The sequence below is a fragment of the Chryseobacterium indologenes genome, from assembly GCF_002025665.1.
In the GTDB taxonomy this organism is placed as follows: domain Bacteria; phylum Bacteroidota; class Bacteroidia; order Flavobacteriales; family Weeksellaceae; genus Chryseobacterium; species Chryseobacterium metallicongregator.
Map to the genome: position 1 here is coordinate 2,766,524 of NZ_CP018786.1, position 17,834 is coordinate 2,784,357.

Consider the following 17,834-nt stretch of genomic DNA (forward strand, 5'->3'; position numbering starts at 1 on the left):
ATTATAAATTTCCAACTTCAAAAATGTTCAAATAAATTAATAATGAATAAGTTATGATTTTATGGATTTAATTTCTTAATTTTGCACCCCGAAAATAAGGATTAGAGATATGAAAAAAATTGGTGAGCACAGAACACTTCTTGGAGTTGATAAAAACGTTACTTTAAGAGAATTAAAGACGATTTACAGGAATGTAATGAAAGATACCCATCCTGATAAATTCATTAATGATGAAGCAGGAAAGCAGGAAGCAGAAGAAAAAAGTAAATCTGTGATTGAGGCATACCACTTTTTGGTAAGTATTAATCCTGAAACACAGGAAAAGTACAAAGAAGAATATACTGAAACCATTACAAAATCGAATATTCAGGATTTTTATCTGGAGAAATCAATTTTAACGGTTCAGCACTTAAACGGAAATATGTATGAGTATATGGGAGTTCCTAAAAACACTTACATTAAAATGATCAACGCTGATTCACCAAGCCGTTTTGCAAGAAGACACATCTACGGAAACTTCGTGTACAGAAAGTCCGGAGAGGCTATGGCAGATTAATTTTTTCCATTACAATATAGAAGAGCTTTCAGTTTTACTGGGAGCTTTTTTTATGTTCCGGCTAAAACCATCTATTCGTTGTTGTAGAGTTAAGCGGGTTTCCTTCGTCTAAGCTCAGGATTAGAGCCTACTCCTATTGAATATTTTCTTAATGCGCAATAATCATCAATAGAAATGGGCTTTAGCCCATTTACAACAAAAAAAATAATCCAACGGCTTTAGCCCAAACCTATATTATAAATCAACATGAAAAAAGCGCCTCAGAAAATCTGAGGCGCTTTCGGTTAATTAAAGGTTTAATTTATTTATCTAAATGCTTCGGAGTAAATCCGTCTTCATTCAGTTCTCTGTGTACGTAATCTGCTTTCATTTCAGCTTCATAGTCTACTTTAGTATCTTTACCCATTCTTCTTAGAACAGAGTCAAATAGAGAGTATACTACCGGTACAATGATCAAAGTAAGGAATAGTGATGATGTCAAACCACCGATTACTACCCATGCAAGACCTTTGTTCATCTCAGCTCCGGCCCCTGTTGCCAATGCGATCGGTAACATACCGAAGATCATCGCAATGGTGGTCATCAGGATCGGACGAAGACGTGCGTGGTTGGCTTGTACCAGGGCATCGTGAGTATTGGCACCTGCTGCTTTTCTTGCATTCGTAAAGTCAACGATAAGGATCGCATTCTTCGCTACCAGACCAATCAACATGATCATCCCTAACATCGTAAAGATGTTCAATGAATTGGCAGTTAAGGCAAGGATTACCATTACCCCGATCATCGCTAACGGGATTGAGAACAATACCACGAAAGGATATACGAAACTGTCATATAGGGAAACCATTACCAGGTATACCAATACGATAGCGGCTAGTAATGCAATTCCTAACGTACCGAAACCTTCCTGCTGATTCTCCATATCTCCACTCCAGATGTAATCTACCCCTACAGGTTTTTTGGTGCTGTTCATGAACTGGTTTGCCCACTCATTAGCTACGTCCCCTACTGGTCTACCTACAGCTTTAGCTCTTACTTTTACAGATGGAGATTTATCTCTACGTTCAAGCAAACTTGGTCCTGAACCCATTTTTACATCAGCAAACTGGCTTAAACGAACCTGCTGTCCCTGAGGGTTTGTAAACATAAGGTTTTTAACGTCATCAATAGATTGTCTGTTCACATCTCCGAAACGGATATTGATGTCATATTCATATTCTCCGGCTCTGAATTTTCCGTCAGTATTCCCGTTGAATGCGGTCTGCATTGTCTGTCCTACACTTGAAAGGTTTAAACCTAAGGCAGACATTTTATCTCTGTCAATACTTACCTGAACTTCCGGGCTACCTGTATCGGTTGATAATTCAGCATCTACTGCTCCAGGAACTTTTTTCAATAGTTCAAGGATTCTTGTAGCTTCTTTTACTGCTGTGGCGTTATCCGGAGCGGTTACCACCATCTCAATTGGAGCATTTTCAGCACCCATGATACCGATTGGAGCGGTTTTAAATTCAACTCCTGTGAATTTCTCCTCTAACTGTCTTTTAATTTTTGCAGCTTTGATATTGGTACTTTCAGAACGTTCAGACTTATCTGTTAAGTTCACCTGAACCTCAGACTGGTAAGTGGTTGCCTGAGCTCCACCAAAACCTGTAGACTGCTGTCCAACTGTGGTGATAAGGTCTACAACATCTTTATCATTTCTTAAAAACTTCTCAACGTCTAATGTTAACTGGTTTGTTTTTTCAACGGTTGCATCTTTTGACAATTCCATCTGTACTAAGAACTGACCACGGTCGATTGGCGGGAAGAACTCACCTCCAATGAATCCGAATGCTACCAACATGAATGAACTGATTAAGACAATGAATGTAATTACTACTGTTGAAATTCTTCTTAATGTTGTTTTCAGACACCATTCAAGGATTCCTGTGATCCAGTGTGTAAACTTGTCAATTAATCCTTCAAACCAAAGGATGAATTTCTCAAACCAGTTTTTACCTGTTAAATGTTCCAGTTTACCAAATCTTGATGATAACCAAGGAATGATGGTAAATGAGGCCAACAATGATAACAAAGTGGCAATAACTACCGTGACGCAGAACTGTGCCAGGATGTTGGCTACAAGACCTGAACTCATCGCAATCGGTAAGAATACCACCACAATTACCAAGGTAATCGCAGCCACGGTAAATCCAATTTCTGAAGCTCCGTCATAAGCAGCTCTGATCTTACTTTTACCCATCTCCATGTGACGGTAAATATTTTCCAGTACTACAATCGCGTCATCCACCAGGATACCTACCACAAGTGAAAGCCCCAGTAAACTCATTAAGTTCAAAGTATATCCCATCAGGTTCATTCCGATGAACGCTGCCACCAATGAAGCCGGGATAGAAACCATTACAATAAATGCGTTTCTGATACTGTGAAGGAATAATAACATTACAATGGCCACGAGGATAATCGCTAAAAATAAGTCGAAAATAACGTGGTTGGCGGATTCAAGGGTAAATTCTGTAGTATCGTTTACGATTTTTACTTTTACTCCCTGAACTTTATAAGCTTCTTCTACTGTTTTAATTGTTTTCTGAACACTTTCAGATACCGCTACGGCATTCGCATCAGATTGTTTTTTAACCTGCATTAAAATGGTAGGAAACTGGTTGAATCTCGCTACTTTTTCAACATCCTTCTGAGAGTCGAAAACGGTTGCAATATCAGATAAACGTACTTGTGCTCCATTTTTGTTAGAAACAACAAGGTTATTCATTTCCTCTGTAGATTTATACTTTCCTGAAAGTCTGATCGTAGATTTTGTAGTTCTCGTTTTCAAACTTCCTGTAGGGAAGTCAAGGTTTGATGAAAGAATTGCCTGTTGTACGTCTCCGATTGAAAGTCCGTACCCCTGTAATTTTTTTTCATCAAGATTCACCTGGATTTCTCTCTCCTGTCCACCTACAAGGTCAACCTGAGCCACACCGTTTACACGGGAGAAAATAGGTTCAATCTTTTTATCCAATAAGTCATAAAGATCTTTACTGTTCAGTTTATCCGATGAAATACTCATCGTGATAATAGGTAAGTCATCTAAGGAGAATTTATTCAAAGACGGTGCTTTTACATCCTCCGGAAGATCTGCCAGAATCGCATTTACCTTTCTCTGGGCATCATTCAAGGCGTAGTCTACATCGGCACCATCGTTCAGCTGAACCATGATTACGGATAAACTCTCGTATGAAGAAGATTCTACTTTTTTAACGTTTTCCAAAGACCCTACGGCATCTTCAATCTTTCGGGTCACGGAGGTTTCCACCTCTGCAGGTGAAGCTCCCGGATAAACCGTAGAAATGGTTACCATGTTGGTTTCAAACTTTGGAATCAATTCGTATCCCATGAGCGTATAACTCAGGATACCTCCCAACGTCAGAATTGTAAATAATACAATTACCAGCGAGGGTCTTTTAATCGATATTTCTGCTAACTTCATAGATCTACTACTTTATAATGTTCACTTTAGATCCGTTATCCAGATTGATCTGTCCGCTGGTTACCACCTGCTCTCCTCCATTCAATCCGCTTAACACCTGAACTTTATCTCCGTAAACTTTTCCAATGGTTACTTTGATCAATTTAGCAACTCCATTCTGAACAACGAATAATTGTCCTGAGCTTACTCCATTTACAAACGCTTCTGCAGGAACTGTCAGCATATTCTGAGTCTCGGCACCGTTGTTTGTACTGAATTTAGCAGTTGCGTACATACCTGCTTTCAGGTTTCCTCTGTTTTGTACTTCAATTTCTACAGGGAAATTCAGAGAAGCATCACTTTTAGGAGCGATGAAAGTAATTCTACCTACGAAAGAATCTTCAGGTAAAACATTTACTTTAATCGGAACTTCCTGACCTAACTGGATTTTTCCGATCTGGCTTTCATCTACTAAAACAGAAAGTTTAAGGCTGTTGATATTTACGATTTCAAACATGGACGTTCCAGGAGAAACTACTGTTCCCGGTTCAACCATTTTCTTGTTGATTGTTCCGCTGATTCCCGCACGGATGCTTGTGTCATTTACTTTTACGCTTTGTGCTCTAACTGCAGCCTGCATATTTTTCAGCTGTAATCTTGAGTTATCAAGCTGTTGCTTTGTAACTCCGCCTGTTTTGTAAGCGTTTTCATAGCGTTGGTTATCCATAATAGCATTCTGAAGATTATTCTGAGCCTGGGTAACATCAACTTCAATAGCATCTCTTTTAATTGTTGCTAAAACCTGACCAGCTCCAACTCTTGAACCTTCTTTTACCAAAACACTTACGATACGTCCTGAGATTTCAGAAGACTGGTTCATTTCCTGCTTAGGAATGAAAGTTCCGTTGGCTGAATAGTCTGTATCAATATTTTCTCTTGTAACTGTTACAATATTGACATTGATTTTATCCACCTGCTTGGCAACTTCTTTTACTTCCTGCGTCTGCTTTTCTTTGTTACCAGCAATCTTATACGCGGCTAACCCTACCAGTACAGCTGCTACGATGATATATATTAAAGTTTTTTTCATTTTAGTTTATTATAAGTTTTGTAGTGTGTTTAGTTCACCCTTAGCTTTTATCAGCTTAATCTCTGCCTGTTTGTAATCTAATAATGCATTAGAATAGTTCTGTTTTGCTTGTGTCAAAGCATTTTCAGAATCCAGTACTTCTGTAAGGGTAGCCAGGCCATACTGATAGTTAGACTGAGTATTTTTCTGAACTCTTTCCGCCAATCCTACATTATCTTTCATGCTTTCGATATTAATCAATGCATTTTCCATATTGGTAACTGCATTTTTATAATCTAAACTTAAGCTCAACTGAGTATTTTCAATATCAACATCAAGATCCTGAATATCAATTTCTGCCTGGTTGATCTTTGCTTTTGTAGCTCCTCCAGTGAAAATAGGAATATTTACATTCAAACCAATGGCTGAATAATCACTCCAAAGAACGCCTCTGCTAAGACCATTTGTCAACGGGAATTTTGCACCGTTTGCTCCCCATCCATAGTTCGCTGTAAGATTTACTGATGGATAAAGATAAGCTTCAGTCGCTTTTTTATTGAAAACCAAAAGTTCCCTATTTTTGTTTAAAACTTTAAGCTCTGTACGATCATTAAGATTTACGTTGCTCGCAATCAGCTCAGGCTTTGGTTCGATTTCTTTTTCTTCAAGTTCGATGTCTGTAGAAATCGGGATTCCCATATAGAACTTCAGAGCATTTTTTGAAAGTTCAACAGAGTTGATTAAGGTCTGTTTATTGGAACCAATATTGGTAAGCTGAACATTTGTTCGGTCTAAATCGATTGATTTTGCCAAACCATTATCAACCAGACTTTTAATCACATTTCTTACTTTTTCAGTGTTGGCATAGCTTGCAGTTACCGTTTTAAGATTTTCCTCCTGTACAAACACCTGATAATAAGCTGTTGCTACATTTTCAATAATCTGTTCATTGGTTAACTGAGCATTCAGTACATAAAATTCTCTTGTTGATTTTGCAGCTTTCAATCCTGTAAATACTCTTTGATCAAAAATCGCCTGTTGAAGTTGTACAGAAGCTGTTGAACCCCAAGGCTGACCAAACTGAGCTCTGATTTTCTCTCCTCCAAATTCCAGTAAAGATTCCTGAATAATCGGATTATAGGTTAAACCTGCCGTTGCAGTCACCTGCGGAAGGGCACCAGCTCTGGCTTCATCAATTTTAAATTCGGCTTTTTTGACCTGTAAAGCAGCCTTTTTAGCTTCTGCTTTATTTTGAAGTGCCTGCTTTATTGCTTCCTGCAGGGAAACCTGCTGCTGGGCAGACATCAGTGTAGAGCCGAAAATCATAAATGCTGAAGCTATCCCAATTTTTAGCTTTGTAGCAGTTATACGTTTTCTATTCATAATTTTATACTTCGTTTATTTTTTATTTAATTTTCAGTCATTATTTATTTCTATTTGACGAATCATTTTCAGAAATACTTTAGTTTTTTTTTAGTTTTTGAACAACATATTGATAATAATCTCTTTTCTTTCAGAAATAATCTTATCATATTCTTCATCATTAATTAAAAGATTTTCCATAAATAATGGTCTTATTGCACTTGGGAATACCAATAGCGCAACCATATTCAGAATAAACTGAACAGGTGCCATTTTCTCAATATTTCCCAATTCCATTTCCTTTTCAATATCCTTGTACATATCGTTCAGGATATCTTCTTCAATTTCTCTCTGATGGCAGGTTCCTTTATTGATCTGGGATACGATATACGTTTCCAGATACGGATACTGAAGACTTGTAGAAAGACTGCTTTCTATGAATTGGCTGATCTTCTCTTTAAAAGGCAGATCAGAATTCTGAATGATCTTCGATTTTTCCTGTTCTACTCTTTGTGCTTCATCAAAGATGATCTGGATAAGCTTATCCCTTGAACGGAAATAGTAATTAATAAGGGTTCTGTTCACTCCAGCTTCATCTGCAATCTCCTGCGTAGTAGCATCAAATTTTCCTTTCACAAAGAATAAATTCTTCGCTGTCTCTTTGATCAATTCCTGTGTTTGGTCTTTTTTTGCTTGATTTGACATTTTTGTTAAACAAATTTGTGCAAATTTATAGTAAAAAATATTTTTGACAAAATTGTTAAACAAAAAAATTAAACAAAATTGTCATGATATCCATCATATTTGTTCACACAAGTTTGTTATTACTTACTGTTTAATGAGAAGTCTATTTTTATATCTTTGCCGCAAAAATTAATAACCCAATGCGAAAACTTCTCTTGCTATTCGTTCTATTGATAGCAACTCTGTGTTATTCACAATGTAATAACTGTGCAAAAAATTTTGGGGGCTGGATTGAGGATAATATGGTAGGCATGAAAAAAACAAATGATGGTTTTTTATATGTTTATCAGGCTGACCAGTCTTATACGTATGCCAAAATGCTCAAATATGATTTTAACTGTAATCTGATTTGGGAAAAATATGATGTAATACAGGCTTTAACAGTAGACAATGCCGGGAATATCTATACGCTTGGAACGTCTGGTTATTATATGAACTATGTCAACAAATTAAAAAAGTACAGTGCAGACGGTACTTTAATTTGGGAGAAACAATTCACTGGAGAGATTGGAAGACTGGCAAAAAACATATTTGTTCATCAGAATGATGTTATTGTAACAGGTGTTTTCAGTTATACACTGGATTTTTTCAATCAGGTTTCATTAACCAATAACAGCGGTCTTACGCAGCCTTATCGCAGAGGATTTCTAGCCAAATTTGATACCAATGGAAATTTCTACAATGCGATCCAGCTAGGTCAGGATATGGAATTTTTTAAAGACTCTGAAATGGATAATGCCGGTAACATTTATATATCAAAAGTTCATGCGAATTTTGCATATAGTAAGATTGAAAAATTTGATCATAACCTACAGTTGATCCTTTCTAAAGAGATCTCCAACAATACGGGAGTTTACTGGGCATATTGCCCCACAAATCTTCATTATAACAAAATTAATGATAAGATGTATGTTTATGGAACTTTTGCTATTTCAACAAAAGTAGACAACACTTCATTTTCTACAGGCAGTACCAGTAATGGAGTACAGCAAAGTATTATTACCGAGTTTGATATTAATAATTTAAATCTACTCCGGTATTTAAAGTTTTACAACAACAGTTTCTTACAAATCCCTCAGGAATCCAATAATAATACAAGAACTTTAAATAATGCCTATTTTGCTGAAACCAATGATTACCTGTACACCTTTGGAACCTTTTCAAAAACGATGACACTGGGCAATACTACGATTACCAGTTCTAATACCAATAACACTTATTATGGTGAAGATTTGGTTTTCTTTAAAATTAATTTAATCAATTTTGAAGCTGAATATCTGTTCAAATCTGATGCCCCGCAAAATACTCCTTATCAAAACTTAAATGCAGCAAACGAAATCTTCATCAATAATGATAATGTCTATCTTTCATCAAACTTTAGAAATATACCGATCATACTGAACGGAACAACAATTAATAATAACAGTGGAAATGGTGCTGAGGATGTGCTACTGTATAAATATAGTACAACCAACTCTTCCAATACACTCTCATCAAACTCTCCTGTTTGTACTAACTCTACTCTTCAACTTAATGCCTCTGGCGGAACAAACTATAGCTGGACAGGCCCAAATGGTTTTACATCAAACCAGCAGAACCCAACCATACCTAATGCGACAACAACTCAGGCAGGAACTTATACTTGTCAGGTTTCAGGAGGAACTTGCAGTGGAACATTTACCATAAATGTTATTGTAGGTGATCATATTGCCCCTGTTCCGAATATTCCTGCTCTGGCAGACATTACCGGAGATTGTCATACAACGGTTACTACTATTCCTACTGCTACCGATAATTGTGCTGGCTCAATTACTGCAACAACAACAGACCCTTTATCTTATTCAATCCCTGGAAACTATATCATCCACTGGACTTATAACGACGGAAATGGTAATACTGCAACTCAGAATCAGAATGTAATTGTATCATCTCCTGCTCTTCCGACAACAGCAAACGCTCAGCAAACGTTCTGTGCTACCAATAATCCTAAGATTTCTGATATTCAGATCACAGGACAGAATATAAAATGGTATGATGCAGCAGGAAATATTTTACCTGCAACAACGGCTCTTATCAATGGACAAACCTATTATGCTTCCCAGACGATTAACGGCTGTGAGAGTAATAAAACTTCGGTTCAGGTAACGGTAAATAATACTCCTAAACCTACGGCCAATGTTAATCAGGATTTCTGTGCTTCTGCAAATCCTACACTAGAAAAGATAGTTGTAACGGGAACATCCTTTAAATTCTATGATACAGCAGGAAATGTAATTCCAATGTCAACTCCTCTTATGAACGGACAAACATACTTTGTAACCCAAACAGTAAATAACTGTGAGTCTGAAAAACTGGCTATTACCGTAACACTGTCCACAGACAATGTGTCCGCAAAAGACATTACGCAGGTACAGTGTAATACAACTACTGCCAATTCAATGGTTGTTAATCTTCACTCATACGAAGCAAGTATTATTAATAATCCGGGGAATTATATTTTTACTTATACTGACACTGCAGGAAACCCTATTTCTAATCCTTCAGCTTATATTTTGAATGTCGGGACAACCCTTATCCACGTAAGGGTTTCAACTCCGGACGGATGTTTTAAAGTGGTTCGATTAAGCCTTACGCTTAATCCAAAACCTAATGTTCTGCTTCCTGATATGCTTGATTTCTGCGAAGGGAAATCAGTTGTTTTAGATCCGGGTCCCGGATTTAAGTCTTATGAATGGAATACGGGAGCAACCACACAAGCTATTACAGTATCTACTCCGGGAACATATACTGTGAAAGTAACCAACGTTTTCGGATGTGAAAGTACAAGCTCTACCCAGGTGAGCTACTCTGTTTTGGCTCATATTGTTTCTGTGAATATTACAAACAATACAGCAACTGTGATTCTTTCTCAGAGTGGAAATTATGAGTTTTCTTTAGATAATTTCACATGGCAGGATTCTAATATATTCACTAATTTAAATATGGGAGAATATACTGTGTATGTGAGAACAAAATCAGGATGTATTATCGGACAGAAGAACTTCTCAATATTCAATATTCCAAATGCAATCAGTCCCAACGGTGATGGCATCAATGATACATGGAGAATTGCCGGATTGGAAAATTATCCTGGGACAGAGGTAAGTTTATATGACAGAAGAGGCGCTGTGATCTACAAAGAGATTATTAAAAAGAATCCTTTTCAATGGGATGGAAAATATGAATCTCACCCTATCTCCACCGGAAATTACTGGTATACTATAAAAGTTTCTGACGGAAGAGTCTACAGCGGCTGGCTTCTGATTAAGAACAGATAGTAAAATAAAAACGAGCAGAAATTTCTGCTCGTTTTTGTTTTATAATAATTTGATCTTATCGTCTGAAATATCGATGATTTTATCTTTATAAAGTCCTCCGATCGCTTTTTTAAAATTCTTCTTACTCATCTGAAGTTCATCCTTAATCTCTTCAGGTGAAGATTTATCAGATACATACAGAAGTCCGTAGTTTTCTTCCAGTTTGTTCAGAATCTTTTGTTTGAACTCATCAATATTTTCAAATCCTTCCGGCTGTAAAGAGACATCTATTTTACCGTCTTCACGAATAGCTTTGATAAATCCTGTTTCTTCTGATAATGGATACAGTTTTTTAAAAACATCGGAAGCGTAGATCAAACCAATGTATTGTTTATTGATGATGACATTCCAGCCCAATTCACTTTCATTCATCATGATCAGGTCTACTTTGTCTCCTTTTTTGAACGGAAGTTCATCATACTGAGGATTTCTCTTGAATTTCGTAGTACCAGTAATCAGTTCCATATCTTCGTCTACATAGATATAAACCAGGTATCTTTTCCCTTCGATAATTTTGGTTTTCTGCTGCTTGTAAGGAATAAATAAATCTTTAATGATTCCCCAGTCCATAAAAGCTCCGCTTGGAAGACTTTGTACACAGCTCATTACCGCAAATTCACCGACTTCAGCTAACGGAATCTCAGTAGTTGCTTTTAATTTATCATCATCCTGATATACAAAAACTTCAACCTCCTCACCTATTTCTTTTTCATCCTGAATAAAGATTTTAGGCAGAAAAGCCTTTTCACCGGATTCATCTACGAGGATCCATCCTGAATTAATTTTTTCTGAAATTGTTAAAGTTTGAGTTTTTCCGAGTTGCATTGATGATAAAATTAGCTGACAAAGGTACGGAAATTTGAAGATGCCAACCTAGTCAATACCGTTATAATTCTTTTGAAGACTTATTTTAGCCTTTCATAAAGACTGTAAAACGCTTACATTTGAATAAAAAACAATCATGAAAAAGTATTTCATCCTCCCTCTTTTCCTTTCGGTTATCTTTTCAAATGCTCAACTGCTGGAGAAAACAGCGGTGAATATTTCATATCGATATACCGGAAGAAATTTTCTGCAGGCCGGATTAGAATACAGATTTGGAGAGCGCTATGAAGGTTCTATTATTGCGGGCCCCTCTTTGCTTTATACCCGTGTTAATGAGACAGATAAATTGATTCCCGAGATGAATATCAATTTTCTCCGTGCCGGATTGTTGATTGGAGCTTCCGCCAACCCCTATTCAGTAGAACCAAGAATAGGGGTGTCCCTATTTAATGCTGTATTTCTCAATACCGGATATGCTTTTCCTATTCACAGAGATAAATATTTTAAAGGAATAACCTTTGGAATACAGCTTAATATCGCTCCGAAACATTCTAAGTTTTATGACAAGCTGAAAATAATGTAAAAGAACAACTTCAGATGTATTTTTATTGATTAAATGATCTTTAAAACTCCGCTATCTGCTCTTAAGCTTGCTCCATTTACCGCAACCGAAAGAGGACTGGAAAGGTATACTGCCAGACTGGCAATTTCTTCAGGATTTATAAATCTTTGTAAAAGAATATGCGGATTGGAGGTCTGAATAATAATTTCTTTCATTTGATCCACAGTCAGATTTTGAACTTCGGCTATTTGCTCTACAGTATGAGCAACCCCATCGCTATAGGTAGGGCCACCTAAAATGGTATTAACCGTAACGGCACTTCCTTTTGTGAGTTTAGATAAACCATTACTTAATGCTGACATCGCAGCTTTTGTCATTCCATAATGAATCATATTTTCAGGAACATTGACCCCTGATTCGCTGCTGATAAAAATAATTCTGCCCGAGTTTTTTCTGATCATCCCGGGAAGCAGCTTTCTTGATAAACGCATCCCGCTCATCACATTGATTTCAAAATAATGATACCAATCTTCATCTTTCAATTCATAAAAATCACTGATTCCGAAAACGCCGACATTATTAATAAGAATATCAATATCCTCCAACTCCTCAAGCAGCTTGTTAAGATCTTCTTTTTTAGCAAAATCTGCCGCAATTCCAAACACATCAGCTTCTGGAAATTCCTGTTTGAGTTTTCTCTTTGCCTCTTCCGTTTTCTCAGCATTTCTTCCATTGATGACCACTGATGCTCCTTCCTGTAATAATTGTTTTGCAATTGAAAATCCTATTCCTTGTGTAGAACCACTGATAAATGCTTTCTTTCCTTTTAGTTGTAAATTCATTGTTTTATTTTTGTAATGATCGTTAAATAAATAATTAAAAAAATTTAATGCAGTAACTGTAATTGTAATTCAATCTGAGTTTTCAAAATCTTCCGGTCCGGATAGATTCTTCGAAGGGAATTAATCCCACACCAAAAAGTAATCAGATATTTCCCCAAAATATCAGCCGGTAATGATGACTTCAGGTTTCCCTTTTTTTGCTGAGTTTCTATGACAGAGGTATAGAGTTTCTCTGTTTCTTTTAATATTTCCGCAGCTTCCTCTTTCAAGTCTTCATCTACGAATGTCATTTCAACAAGCGTATTGGCAACGATACAGCCTTTCCTATGCTCATCATATTCAGCATTGGCAATATTTATAAAGAAATTTTTGATGACTTCAATAGGATTCTCACTGTTTTCCAAGGTGTGTTTAAAAGTTTCAAAATCTTCTCTTCGCTGTTCCAGGCTTTTCTTAAAAAGCTCTTTTTTACCTCCTTTGAAAGTATTATACAAACTACCGGCACCTGCTCCTGTTGCATTGCTCAGGTCAGAAAGTGAGGTTGCAGTAAAACCTTTTTCCCAGAATATTTTCTGCGCTTTTAGAATCAATTCTTTGTCCTGATAAATATTGGGTCTCCCTTTCATTTATTTTTGTAATAATTACTACAAAAATATAAAAAAAGAAATTATCTGACTTATTTTTTTAATTAAAAGATTTCCGGAACTCTAATGGAGTTTGTTTTGTACTTTTTTTGAATAATTTACTGAATGACTGAGGATATTCAAATCCCAGTTGATAAGCAATTTCTGTAACTGTTAAATTGGAAGCTGTTAAAAGTTTCTTAGCTTTTTCAATTAAATGTTCATGAATATATTGTTGCGTATTCTGCCCTATCGTATTGCGCAGCAGATCCGTCATATAATTGGGTGAAAGGTGAAGTTCATCAGCAAGAAACTGAACGGTGGGCAGCCCTTTGGCAAAAGTTTGTTCATTATTAAAATAATCCTTCAAAATTTGTTCAAGCCTGGTAAGAATATCATTATTCACTGATTTTCTGGTAATAAACTGTCGGTTATAAAAACGGTTGGAATAACTCAATAAAAGATCCAGGTAAGATACTATGACATCCTGACTGTAATGGTCTATATTATTCTTCAGTTCCTGTTGTAACTGTTTCAGTAAAGATGAAATTACCATATTTTCTTTTTCTGAAAGATGCAGTGCTTCTGCTATGGAATAAGAGAAAAAACCATATTGATCTATATTTTTCCCTAAAGAATATGAACGGATTAACTCAGCCTTGAATACTAGCATATATCCTTTAACAGGATTATTTTTTATTGATGTTACGGAAAATACCTGTCCTGGTTTTGTAAAACTCATCATCCCTTCATCAAAATCATAATCTTTAAGACCGTATTTAAAATTCCCGTTGCTTCCTTTTTTAAGAACAATGCAATAAAAATCATTGGTAAAATGCTTCCATATATCGCTATGCTCATAGCTTAATAATTCAAAATCAATTACACTTATCAAAGGATGATCCGGCTGAGGAAGAGCAAACAAACGATGCAGCTCTGAAATAGATCTTATGACATAAGGTACTGAATAAGGCTTTTTCATTTACTCAAATTTACACATTATTTAAAATCCGTAGAAAAGGAAAGCTGTTTCCATTGTTCTAGTTCTTCTGTTTCATTTTTTCTATGTTCAATAATTGATTCATAACTATCCTTTCCTAATATCAGATGCAATGGAGGATTACTTAAAGTACTAATATTATAAAGTATCTGAGCTAGTTTTACGGGATCACCAGGCTGATGACCATGGAAGCTTTGAAGCATATCAATATGTTTGTCCAAATGATAATCTTCAATCTTATTTTCTGCAGCCATTAAAGTTGCCTCACTCATAAAACCTGTACGGAACATCCCGGGAGCTACTACTGTAACATTGACCCCGAAAATGTTGACTTCCTGCGCAAGGGCTTCCGAAAGTCCTATGACCGCAAATTTTGAGGCATTATAACTTCCGGTATTGGCATAGCCAACATAACCCATGTTGGAAGAAATATTGATAATATGCCCTGAACCCTGCTTTCTCAGAAATGGCATAGCATGCCTTATAACATTAACCATCCCAAACAGGTTTACATCCATTGTTTTACGGAATTCTTCATCCTTTATTTCTTCTATACTGCCTGCTAAATAATAGCCTGCATTATTAAGAACCACATCAATACTACCAAAATACTTAATCCCTTTTTTTACAGCATTTTTTACATCCTCATCATTAGTAATATCAACCTGTAAAGAGAGGAAATTTTCTGTATCTCCATTATGGGTAGGTTGTATGTTCCGGGAAACTGCTATTACTTTATCTCCTTTATCTAAAACTTCTTTTACCACCTGCTGTCCCATTCCTCGTGATGCTCCGGTTATAAACCATACTTTTTGCTTATTCATAATATATCTTATTAATGAGGCAAAGTTCGGATTTCGGAAAGATCAGGACGTGTTCAAATCATTGTTTGTTGTATTCAAATACAGGATTTTCAATTATTCCAGGGAGAAAGATGAACAAGATTCTTATTATAAATTAGAAATATAATCCATCAGTTCCCGTTTGCTGCTTTCAAAATCAAAGGCATCATACACCATGAAATATCTGTCTTTATCGGCACAATTTCGGTACATAGACTTCGCCAATGCCAATTTTTTATTATCAAAACTAAGGGCTTTTACCAGATCTCTTATTTGTGCAGAAGTAAACATAGAAGTACGCATCTGCTGATTGATCATGGCTACTTTCCCGTCATCAAACTTTTCATTTCTCATCATCATATCAAAAAACTGGCGGAAAGAATTGTTATCCATCACATTTCCTTGGTTATTCCAGTCTCCAGGTTGATTTCCGTAAGGATTGTTCCAGATGTCATTCCAATCATTAAATCCATACTGATTCTGAACAGGATAAGAATCCAATAAAAAGAGACCTTCATTGGTGAAAAAATCCAGCACCATTCTGTTGTTGTTACGAAGCATCAACGTTGTTCTGTACACCAGAAAACCATTTTCATAAATTGAAATAGGCATTCTCCCTGATGACAAATCAAAGAATCTGTATTTTCCGGAACCATTGGCCATCATCTGATCTCCAACCTCAACGGTAAAAAAGCCCTGCTCAGGAATTCTGAGAAAAACTTCTGCATATCCGTAGTTTCTGTTCCACTGATAATTTGGATTATTATTTCTATTTCTCTGAGGAATAGTATTATTTCCAGGTCTCATCCCATCAGGAGTTTTGTTTCTTTCATTTAAGATTTTGGGAGATCTCATTTCTGTAGCAGAAGCTTCATTTTTTAATAATTCCCCTGCTTTTCCTGCTTCCTGTGCCCATGCGCTTATTCCCGCCAAAAGCATCCAACCGATAAAAATCTTTTTCATACATGAAATTTTCAAAAACCATCTCCATTTTTATGCCAAACCCATATAAAAAAGGCTGTCTCAAAAAGAAACAGCCTTTAATTTTTAAATATTTAAATGATTAAATCTTTTAATCAAATATTACATATGAATAGGTCTTTTTGCTGTAGCATCCAATGCAGCCTCTTTAATAGCTTCTGCATACGTTGGGTGAGCGTGAGAACTTCTTGCAATGTCTTCAGCACTTGCACGGAATTCCATAGCGATTACCCCTTCAGCAATAAGGTCAGCAGCTCTTGCTCCTACGATGTGCATTCCTAAAACCTCATCTGTTTTTTCGTCTGCAATAATCTTAACAAGACCATCGATATCACCACTTGCACGGCTTCTACCTAGAGCTCTCATTGGGAAAGATCCAACTTTGTAAGCTACTCCTTCCTCTTTCAGCTGCTCTTCAGTTTTACCAACTCCTGCCACTTCCGGCCATGTATAAACAACACCTGGAATAAGGTTATAGTTGATGTGAGGTTTTTGTCCAGCTAATGTTTCAGCTACAAAAACACCTTCTTCTTCAGCTTTGTGAGCCAGCATCGCTCCTTTGATAACGTCACCGATTGCGTAGATATTCGCAACATTCGTTTGTAGGTGGTCGTTTACTTTTACTCTTCCTCTTTCGTCAAGTTCTACTCCTGCTTTCTCAAGGCCAAGACCATCTGTGTAAGGTTTTCTTCCCACAGAAACTAAACAGTAATCTCCTTCTACTACTACTTCTTCTCCTTTTTTATCTTTAGCCGTGATCTTTACAGTATCTCCGTTTCTTTCAACCGCAGAAACCGCAGTAGAAAGCATAAACTTCATTCCTTGTTTTTTAAGAACTTTAGTCAATTCTTTGCTTAAAGCTCCATCCATTCCAGGGATGATTTTATCCATAAATTCAACAACTGTTACCTGAGCTCCCAATCTTAGGTATACAGAACCTAGCTCAAGACCGATAACTCCACCTCCGATTACTACCAAATGCTTAGGAATTTCTTTAAGATTTAAAGCTTCCGTAGAAGTAATCACTCTTTCTTTGTCTAAAGAGATGAAAGGCAGTGTAGATGGTTTAGAACCCGTTGCAATGATTGTATATTTAGATTCGATGGTTTCAGAAGAACCGTCGTTTTTCGTCACTTTAATCTGAGTAGCAGATTCGAAGCTTCCTACTCCTTCAAAAACAGTAATCTGGTTTTTGTTCATCAGGTAGCTGATTCCGTCAGTGTTTTGTTTGATCACTTCGTTTTTACGCTCGATCATTCTTGCGATATCTGCCTGAGGCTCGTTGATGATAATTCCGTGACCTGCAAAATTGTGTTTTGCATTTTCGAAATGTTCAGAGCTGTCAAGAAGCGCTTTTGACGGAATACATCCAACGTTAAGACAAGTTCCGCCTAAAGTTGAATATTTTTCAATAATTGCTGTTTTGAAACCTAATTGTGCTGCACGAATAGCAGCCACATAACCACCGGGACCAGAACCTATTACGGTAACATCGAATTGACTCATGTTATTGTATGAATTTGTTTATTATTATCTATCTTAATTCTCACAAATTTACATATAAATTACCAAGCACCAAAGTGAGTTTTATCAATTTTAAAAA

Annotated in this window: 14 protein-coding genes; 3 read left to right on the plus strand and 11 right to left on the minus strand. The window is 36.5% G+C overall.

Going from position 1 to position 17,834, the window contains the following annotated elements; translation table 11 throughout:
• Positions 1-109 precede the first annotated feature (109 nt).
• Entirely contained in the window at positions 110-556 is a 447-nt protein-coding gene (locus BUE84_RS12605) for a KTSC domain-containing protein (protein ID WP_079241917.1), read from the plus strand.
• A gap of 301 nt (positions 557-857) precedes the next feature.
• On the opposite strand, the gene BUE84_RS12610 is transcribed toward BUE84_RS12605, so the two are convergent.
• The 4 genes from BUE84_RS12610 to BUE84_RS12625 all read right to left on the minus strand — a co-directional run bounded on the left by BUE84_RS12610 (position 858) and on the right by BUE84_RS12625 (position 7,161).
• Positions 858-4,046 (minus strand): efflux RND transporter permease subunit, encoded by a 3,189-nt coding sequence (locus BUE84_RS12610; RefSeq protein WP_079241918.1) that lies wholly within the window; start codon positions 4,044-4,046, stop codon positions 858-860.
• A 7-nt stretch (positions 4,047-4,053) separates the two neighbouring features.
• Complete coding sequence (locus BUE84_RS12615; protein ID WP_079241919.1) at positions 4,054-5,115, minus strand: efflux RND transporter periplasmic adaptor subunit; 1,062 nt, start codon at positions 5,113-5,115, stop codon at positions 4,054-4,056.
• A 9-nt stretch (positions 5,116-5,124) separates the two neighbouring features.
• A complete protein-coding gene (locus BUE84_RS12620; RefSeq protein ID WP_079241920.1) occupies positions 5,125-6,477 on the minus strand; it encodes a TolC family protein in 1,353 nt (450 codons plus the stop codon).
• A gap of 90 nt (positions 6,478-6,567) precedes the next feature.
• Positions 6,568-7,161: a TetR/AcrR family transcriptional regulator gene (locus BUE84_RS12625; RefSeq protein WP_034695556.1), complete on the minus strand. Its 594-nt coding sequence runs from the start codon at positions 7,159-7,161 to the stop codon at positions 6,568-6,570.
• 290 nt (positions 7,162-7,451) lie between these two features.
• Between BUE84_RS12625 and BUE84_RS12630 the strand changes: the two genes are divergently transcribed.
• Positions 7,452-10,517 carry a T9SS type B sorting domain-containing protein gene (locus tag BUE84_RS12630; protein ID WP_158521358.1) on the plus strand — a complete coding sequence of 1,022 codons (3,066 nt, stop codon included), beginning with the start codon at positions 7,452-7,454 and terminating at the stop codon, positions 10,515-10,517.
• 39 nt (positions 10,518-10,556) lie between these two features.
• Here BUE84_RS12630 and BUE84_RS12635 read toward each other — a convergent pair whose 3' ends face one another.
• Positions 10,557-11,381 (minus strand): S1 RNA-binding domain-containing protein, encoded by an 825-nt coding sequence (locus BUE84_RS12635; RefSeq protein ID WP_079241922.1) that lies wholly within the window; start codon positions 11,379-11,381, stop codon positions 10,557-10,559.
• A 136-nt stretch (positions 11,382-11,517) separates the two neighbouring features.
• Between BUE84_RS12635 and BUE84_RS12640 the strand changes: the two genes are divergently transcribed.
• The gene (locus BUE84_RS12640) at positions 11,518-11,964 is read left to right on the plus strand and encodes a hypothetical protein (RefSeq protein WP_079241923.1); all 447 of its coding nucleotides are present in this window, start codon (positions 11,518-11,520) and stop codon (positions 11,962-11,964) included.
• A gap of 29 nt (positions 11,965-11,993) precedes the next feature.
• Here the strand turns inward: BUE84_RS12640 and BUE84_RS12645 are convergent, their stop codons facing one another.
• From BUE84_RS12645 to lpdA, 6 genes are all read right to left on the minus strand, one after another.
• Entirely contained in the window at positions 11,994-12,785 is a 792-nt protein-coding gene (locus BUE84_RS12645) for an SDR family NAD(P)-dependent oxidoreductase (RefSeq protein WP_079241924.1), read from the minus strand.
• Between the two features lie 44 nt (positions 12,786-12,829).
• On the minus strand, positions 12,830-13,411 hold the full coding sequence (locus BUE84_RS12650; RefSeq protein ID WP_079241925.1) for a TetR/AcrR family transcriptional regulator: 582 nt from the start codon (positions 13,409-13,411) through the stop codon (positions 12,830-12,832).
• 58 nt (positions 13,412-13,469) lie between these two features.
• The gene (locus BUE84_RS12655) at positions 13,470-14,390 is read right to left on the minus strand and encodes a helix-turn-helix domain-containing protein (RefSeq protein WP_079241926.1); all 921 of its coding nucleotides are present in this window, start codon (positions 14,388-14,390) and stop codon (positions 13,470-13,472) included.
• A 17-nt stretch (positions 14,391-14,407) separates the two neighbouring features.
• Positions 14,408-15,232 carry an SDR family NAD(P)-dependent oxidoreductase gene (locus BUE84_RS12660; RefSeq protein ID WP_079241927.1) on the minus strand — a complete coding sequence of 275 codons (825 nt, stop codon included), beginning with the start codon at positions 15,230-15,232 and terminating at the stop codon, positions 14,408-14,410.
• Positions 15,233-15,358: 126 nt separating this feature from the next.
• A complete protein-coding gene (locus tag BUE84_RS12665; RefSeq protein WP_079241928.1) occupies positions 15,359-16,213 on the minus strand; it encodes a DUF4476 domain-containing protein in 855 nt (284 codons plus the stop codon).
• A gap of 120 nt (positions 16,214-16,333) precedes the next feature.
• Positions 16,334-17,737, minus strand: coding sequence for a dihydrolipoyl dehydrogenase (gene lpdA / locus BUE84_RS12670; RefSeq protein ID WP_047429636.1), 1,404 nt, complete (start codon positions 17,735-17,737; stop codon positions 16,334-16,336).
• Between the last annotated feature and the right edge of the window lie 97 nt (positions 17,738-17,834).